This is a genomic window from Arsenophonus apicola (genome assembly GCF_020268605.1).
GTDB lineage: Bacteria > Pseudomonadota > Gammaproteobacteria > Enterobacterales > Enterobacteriaceae > Arsenophonus > Arsenophonus apicola.
On record NZ_CP084223.1, the window covers coordinates 88566 to 94565 of the forward strand.

General features: G+C 34.4%; 9 protein-coding genes. 6 read left to right on the forward strand and 3 right to left on the reverse strand.

Annotation, left to right across the window (positions count from 1 at the left end; all coding sequences use genetic code 11):
• Nucleotides 1-79 precede the first annotated feature (79 nt).
• The 3 genes from LDL57_RS16110 to hbs all read right to left on the reverse strand — a co-directional run bounded on the left by LDL57_RS16110 (nucleotide 80) and on the right by hbs (nucleotide 1943).
• Nucleotides 80-1021: an Rpn family recombination-promoting nuclease/putative transposase gene (locus LDL57_RS16110; RefSeq protein WP_225507663.1), complete on the reverse strand. Its 942-nt coding sequence runs from the start codon at nucleotides 1019-1021 to the stop codon at nucleotides 80-82.
• 332 nt (nucleotides 1022-1353) lie between these two features.
• A complete protein-coding gene (locus LDL57_RS16115) occupies nucleotides 1354-1674 on the reverse strand; it encodes a hypothetical protein (RefSeq protein WP_225507665.1) in 321 nt (106 codons plus the stop codon).
• Nucleotides 1671-1943 (reverse strand): non-specific DNA-binding protein Hbs, encoded by a 273-nt coding sequence (gene hbs, locus LDL57_RS16120; protein ID WP_225507667.1) that lies wholly within the window; start codon nucleotides 1941-1943, stop codon nucleotides 1671-1673. Before hbs ends, LDL57_RS16115 begins: the two co-directional genes overlap by 4 nt.
• A gap of 210 nt (nucleotides 1944-2153) precedes the next feature.
• On the opposite strand from hbs, the gene LDL57_RS16125 reads away from it, so the two are divergent.
• The 6 genes from LDL57_RS16125 to LDL57_RS17860 all read left to right on the forward strand — a co-directional run bounded on the left by LDL57_RS16125 (nucleotide 2154) and on the right by LDL57_RS17860 (nucleotide 5999).
• Nucleotides 2154-2315, forward strand: coding sequence for a hypothetical protein (locus LDL57_RS16125; RefSeq protein WP_225507669.1), 162 nt, complete (start codon nucleotides 2154-2156; stop codon nucleotides 2313-2315).
• A gap of 359 nt (nucleotides 2316-2674) precedes the next feature.
• Nucleotides 2675-3601, forward strand: coding sequence for a replication initiator protein A (locus LDL57_RS16130; RefSeq protein ID WP_225507671.1), 927 nt, complete (start codon nucleotides 2675-2677; stop codon nucleotides 3599-3601).
• A gap of 229 nt (nucleotides 3602-3830) precedes the next feature.
• A complete protein-coding gene (locus tag LDL57_RS16135; protein WP_225507673.1) occupies nucleotides 3831-4478 on the forward strand; it encodes a ParA family protein in 648 nt (215 codons plus the stop codon).
• A gap of 55 nt (nucleotides 4479-4533) precedes the next feature.
• Nucleotides 4534-4767 carry a hypothetical protein gene (locus tag LDL57_RS16140; RefSeq protein WP_225507675.1) on the forward strand — a complete coding sequence of 78 codons (234 nt, stop codon included), beginning with the start codon at nucleotides 4534-4536 and terminating at the stop codon, nucleotides 4765-4767.
• A 631-nt stretch (nucleotides 4768-5398) separates the two neighbouring features.
• Nucleotides 5399-5788 (forward strand): replication/maintenance protein RepL, encoded by a 390-nt coding sequence (locus LDL57_RS16145; protein WP_225507677.1) that lies wholly within the window; start codon nucleotides 5399-5401, stop codon nucleotides 5786-5788.
• Between the two features lie 76 nt (nucleotides 5789-5864).
• Nucleotides 5865-5999, forward strand: coding sequence for a hypothetical protein (locus LDL57_RS17860; RefSeq protein ID WP_255498961.1), 135 nt, complete (start codon nucleotides 5865-5867; stop codon nucleotides 5997-5999).
• Nucleotide 6000 lies beyond the last annotated feature (1 nt).

Sequence of the window (6000 nt, forward strand, 5' to 3'; positions counted from 1 at the left end):
AACCGGTGAGGATTTGGGTGTCTTTTCTTCAGAAGCCCGTCTAGGCCGATTGAGGGTTAATTTCTGCCGCTCGGTCATTTTAGTCTTTAAACAGGTTTTTTAACTCAGAATCCGTAAGGCCTGTGAATTTCATCACCGATTGTCTGTCCATGCCGCTTTCCAGCATTTGCCGTGCAATCTTTAGGGAGGCTTGTTTTTCGCCTTCCAGCATGCCTTTCTGGATGCCTTTTTGCATACCCTCTTGAATGCCCTCTTTACGCCCTTCTTGTCTTAACCCTTGAGCGATGTTCATCAGTGCCCCCTCATGCTTTTCTGATTGTTTGGCTATCTCTTTGATTAACTTGGCTGGCTGTTCGGCGTTACCTTCCTGAATGAGGTAGTTAAACAACGTTATCACCTGATTATCGGAATAATAATTATACGATAATAATTTGACAATTTCACTCAGAAGCTCGGTCATATCCCGTCTGCGAATGTGCTTTTGGACTAATTCAAGCAAAGCCATTCGTTTGTGCTGCATGATTTCACCATCATCAAGTGTGGTCACATCGACGAGCCTAAACGGTTTGGTATAAATCTTTTCAGCAATATCCCGCCCACTAAAACAGTCAAACCAATCTGTACTATAGGGGTAAGGGCTTTTCTCACCTGTGTAAAACAGGATAGGAAAAACGAGTGGTAACTTTTTGTGGCCAGCGTCTAAATGTTTTTGCATTGCAGCCATGCTATAGCGCATCAGTCTCCATGCCATCAGCTTATCGGGTGTAGACTGCTGCTCAATCAGGAGATAGAAATAGCCTTTTCCTTTTTCTGTTTTAACAGAATACAAAATATCACTTTGATAGTTTTTCATCTCACTATCGATAAATGAGCCTGATTCCACTTTGAGACTATCTAAGTCACAAAGTGATTTAATCTCATCAGGTAGCCAGACAGTAAAGAAATCTTTTGCCGTCTCTTTTTCACTTAAAAACTGCTTGAATAGACTGTCGTGGGGCGTTGGGGTGAATTTTTTACTCATGATATTAATCTAATGAATGTTGGACGTTATTCCCTTAAAAAAGACCAGCGGATAGCTGGCCAACACCAGGGAAAATATTGCCGTTGATTAACGGACAACGCCATAATAATAACATGGCATACTTACGTCGTTATCGAATATTTCCAGAATACTAAACATTTATCCACTTTACAGAAGATTTCAAATTTTGTTCACTAATTGCAATTTTAGAGTTGAATTATGGCAAAAACAGATTAAATTTGAAGGTGGAAATGTTTTCAAGCAAGATATCAAACATGAGTTAATAGAGCTTCGTAAGTTACCCCTATCAGGTCTCCGGTAGGGGTGTTTTTTTAATTAATGGTATTGGAATTAGTTGTTATAAAAATTTTTCCGGTTGTCATGCTTTCGCAAATCTCTTCAAAATCATTAACATCAACAACATATATTGAGTCTGAATTTTTAGGAACAAAATAAAAATTTTTTGGTTTTATGGAAATTTCTTCTGATTTTTTGTACTCAAAATCCCCAACTTCTAAAAACGTTGAAATTCCGTTATCAATGCAATAATCGGCTGCTTCATCGTAGGTATTGAAGAATTTTGAAGAACTTCGATTATTAATATCAAAAACTAAAAAAGACTTAACTCCCAATGCGTTATTTGTTTTGTTCATTTAACCGCATCTTTTAACTTTTGACCCGCTTTAAAACTCGGTATGTTGGTAGCCGCAATTTTAATCGCCTTGCCTGTTTGTGGATTGCGCCCCTCCCTTGCCGCTCGAGTCTTAACCTGAAAACTCCCAAAGCCAACGAGCTGTACGCTGTTACCCGATTTTAAAGACTCGGTGATGACTTCAATGAAAGCATTAAGCGCTTTCTCTGAATCTTTTTTGGTCAAATCGGCTTTTGCAGCAATTTGGTTGATGAGTTCTGTTTTATTCATGTTGCACCTAAATGAATAGATTACGTTAATCCTAGTTATGCTAGCGGTAGTGACACTGTTGTGCAATGGTTGACTGTTAATTAACTTAAAAATCTATTTAAAAAATTAATCCCAAACGCTCGCCGCAGCCTAGTGACCGAGCAACGCGAGTGAACGGGCGAGGAAGCGGAATATCACCTCAACGTACAAAGAGATTAGGTCACTGTTTGGTTGAAAAATAAACAAATAAAAATATCTAAGGCCGATGAATATCTTGAAGTGGTTATACCGCTTTTGTCAGAAAAGTTATCCACAGCGAATGGGGAAAAATTTCCGGTTAAAAGATTAGTTATGTATAAGTTAAATAAGTTAAAAGAAAAAAAATCTAATTAAATAGCTAATAAATAATAATTTTTTTTATTTATGAATGTGTAAAACACGATACTTAATGTGTAAAACACGATACTTAATGTGTAAAACACGAATTATTTATGTGTGAAACACGAATATAATTTGAGTTTTTCACAGATTAACACTTGATTTATGTGTAAAACACGATATTTTTTTATGTGTGTAACACGTTCTCTGAGTTTTTTAAAACATTTAACTTTATTTTTTACTAAATTATGCAGTTTTTTTATGTGTAAAACACGAATTGAAACTTGTTGAGTTATTAAATAAACGAACCTGAACAGTGGTGAAGCACTTGTTCAGGTTCTAACCAGCACCCTAACGTAACTAGGATTAAGGCTATGATCGATCTTACAACGAAAACGAGAAATAACAATTTGAAAACGTTACGTCCAGGTAAACATGAGATAGAGTTTTTCATTGCTGATGAAGTAGAACTTTCTAGCTTCCGTGATGAAATGGCTAGTATGGAGCATCCATTTTTCGCTTTAAAAGGAGGAGATACTAATATTAGAGAATATCAAAACGGAAATGTAAAGGTAACGGTTAGACCAGCAGTTGGTATAGGTCTAGCCACTATTTTTGATAAAGATGTATGGATCTATGCAATATCAAAATTACAAGAATCATTCAATAAAAATGAACCAATAAGTAGAACTGTTTGTTTCACACCATATGATTTTTTTGTAACGACAAACAGAAATAAAAGTGGTAGAGCATATCAAGAATTTGAAAAATCTTTAGATAGGCTAAAAGGAACAACAATTAAGACAAATATTGTTTATTCGCAAGAAAAACAAGAGAGTATAGGATTCAGCCTTATTGATAGTTGGCGAATTATTGAAGAAAAAAAAGGTAAACTTGATATCGGTATGGTTGAGGTAACATTGCCTGAATGGTTATATCAGGCATTGAGTAAGAAAAAAATGTTGAAAATCAGCCCTGATTATTTTCGTATTAGAAAAGCGGTTGATAGACGTATATATGAAATTGTTAGGAAGCACTGTGGTAATAAGGGAGTATTTAACATTTCTCTCGAAAAATTACATTTAAAAACAGGAAGTACAGCGAATAGAGCAGAATTCAAAAGAATGTTAAAGAACTTAGAAAAAGCTAACGACTTACCTGACTATAGAATTTTTTATGATGTTGAGCGCGATGTAGTGGTTTTTAATAACCGAAATTTAACATATGAAGAAGGCGTAAAAGATCAGCAACGGGAAAAAGGAAGGCGCGAAGTTTTTAAAATTAAACAGAATCTTTTTTAAAATCCTCTATATCAAAAAGGATATGTATCTACTTAATACAGGATAAATGATATCTTTTTTATATCTTTATGATATCTACTATACTTTATTGTTGTATGATATTACCATATCTTATTAACTTTAAATTTGCATGGTAAAAGAAATATATTTTAGTTAAAAAGATATTTTAGTTAAAAAGATATCTATGTGATATAGTAATGATATCACATAGATATCAAGGGGTTTTTTTATGTCTTATACTTTAGCGATTGCTCATAATAAAGGAGGTACAGGAAAAACCACTACTGCTGTTCAGTTAGTGGATGCGATTGGGATTCGTCGTATTGCTGACATTGACATCCATCATGGATTATCAATTATTAATACGCTACGAGACGATGAAAGGAAATGGGAAATTATAGATACTAGTAGCAAAGAAAGGCTTGCCGATGCTATCGCTAATAATAAAAAATTGGGTCCAATTCTAATTGATTGTGGTGGTTTTGATTCTGAAATGACAAGAATTGCTATTGCATTAGCTGATTTAGTAATTACACCTGCTAATGATGACATAACGGAACAACTAGGTTTAGCTAGTTTTAACAGAACACTCGCAACTATCTCAAATATTACAGGAATAAAAGTAATTGCTCATGTACTCATGACAAGAACTCATCCAAGCAGAAAAAACTTTGAAGCCATAACTAAAGCAATAGGAGAACTTGAACATCTTACTATAATGAAGTCTCGAATATCTAATCGTACTATCTATACGACAGTTATGGCAGAAAGTGGTACAGGGGTATTATTATATCCTCAAAAGCAAAGATTATCTAATGCTGAAAAAGAGATTAAGAAGTTGGCGCTAGAGGTTAAAAATTTACTTGGTTTGATTTAATGATATCTATAAGATATCATTATTATATCACATAGATATCTTGCGGGGTGGTGAGGTGAACAAAAAAATATTTGATCTCAATGCGATTGGTAAAAGTGCTTTATTGCAAGAAAAAGTAAAAATAGAAACAGATGATAACAATAAAAAAAATAAACTAATAAGAGGAATTCCTCAAGAACATCTTGACAAAATATCTGAGTTAAAAAAAACTGGCGTTTACAGATTATCTGCTAATGATTTTTTTTTAGATGCTGTAGCTGAAAAACTAGTAAGAATGAAAAAGAAATAAGCGCCCTGTATTGATGTTGACGCACCAACACAGAGCTAACCCAAAACCTAGCAATAGTAGGAGTTGAGCTATGAACAATAGTACCTTCCGAGTGCTCGTCTGTGAAGCACCGAAACAAATTACTGCGCTATTCTATTTAATTTCCGAGTGACCTAGCTCCCTGTAATTTCCGGTTATATTCCGCTTCCTCGATGCAAAACAAGTTTGCATCTTGCGGCTAGCGGCGGTCGTTTCAATTTTAAGGATATTTTGGATTTTTTTTGTTGGTTCAGTTTTCTGAATTAGCTTGCTAGCACCGAAGAGCATTGACTAGGAAGTAAAAGTTAGTTTGCTAATAGTGAGTTGTCTGGTAGTTCCTAAAGTAAGAATAAGAATAGAGTGAAGCTTTATATTGAATAAGATTATTTATTTATATTTATTAGTATATTAGGTTAATCTTAGCTAAATTTTTTGTATTCATTTTTGATAACAACAAATGTTTATAATGGAATTTTTGTTATCAAATTTGATAATACAGTATTTTTTATATCACTTTTTTGGAACATATGATTGATTTATATGATAACAAATGTTAGGGTTAATCGAACAAACGTTATCATGAGTATTGAACATGAATGTTAAGGAATTGAATTTGGAAGAATGGCATTTAGTGCACAAGACAACAGGTGAGTGTATGAGTATAGACATCTTAAAAACTCAGGACGGTGGTTCTTTTAACAAAGTCTTCCTCAATGAATTAGCTTCAATGATTGGCTGTACAGGTAACGGAAGTGAGAAAGTTTTAGGGTGGATTTTAAAAAATAAGAATAATCAAAATGAAATACATGGAACCCAAAGAGAGATAGCTAAAGAAGAGTCTGTTGGAGTTGCTACAGTAGCTAGGGTTTTTAAAGCATTAAAAAACAATGGTTACTTAAAACAAAAGCGATCAGGAACTTATCTTTTAAACCCTAGTGTCATTCACTATGGAGGCGTGGGAAATCGTTTAACTATATTAAGAATCTGGAATAACTTAATTTAAAAATAGTCGGTACTTGCTGAGATCGTAACTCCCAACAAGCACCTAACCCAAAACCTAACCGAGTAGGAGTTGAGCTATGAACAATAGTACCTTCCGAGTGCTTGTCTGTGAAGCACCAAAACATACAATCGTATTGTTTTCCCGTTTATCCCGCAATTTGACCCTTCGTCAGCGTGCCAGAATTCTTAATAGCGTTGGGGGTGGGGTATGAA

Coding starts and splice junctions, on each gene's coding strand:
- LDL57_RS16110 (WP_225507663.1), bottom strand. CDS start 1,021: ATGAGTAAAAAATTCACCCCAACGCCCCACGACAGTCTATTCAAGCAG.
- LDL57_RS16115 (WP_225507665.1), bottom strand. CDS start 1,674: ATGAACAAAACAAATAACGCATTGGGAGTTAAGTCTTTTTTAGTTTTT.
- hbs (WP_225507667.1), bottom strand. CDS start 1,943: ATGAATAAAACAGAACTCATCAACCAAATTGCTGCAAAAGCCGATTTG.
- LDL57_RS16130 (WP_225507671.1), top strand. CDS start 2,675: ATGATCGATCTTACAACGAAAACGAGAAATAACAATTTGAAAACGTTA.
- LDL57_RS16135 (WP_225507673.1), top strand. CDS start 3,831: ATGTCTTATACTTTAGCGATTGCTCATAATAAAGGAGGTACAGGAAAA.
- LDL57_RS17860 (WP_255498961.1), top strand. CDS start 5,865: ATGAACAATAGTACCTTCCGAGTGCTTGTCTGTGAAGCACCAAAACAT.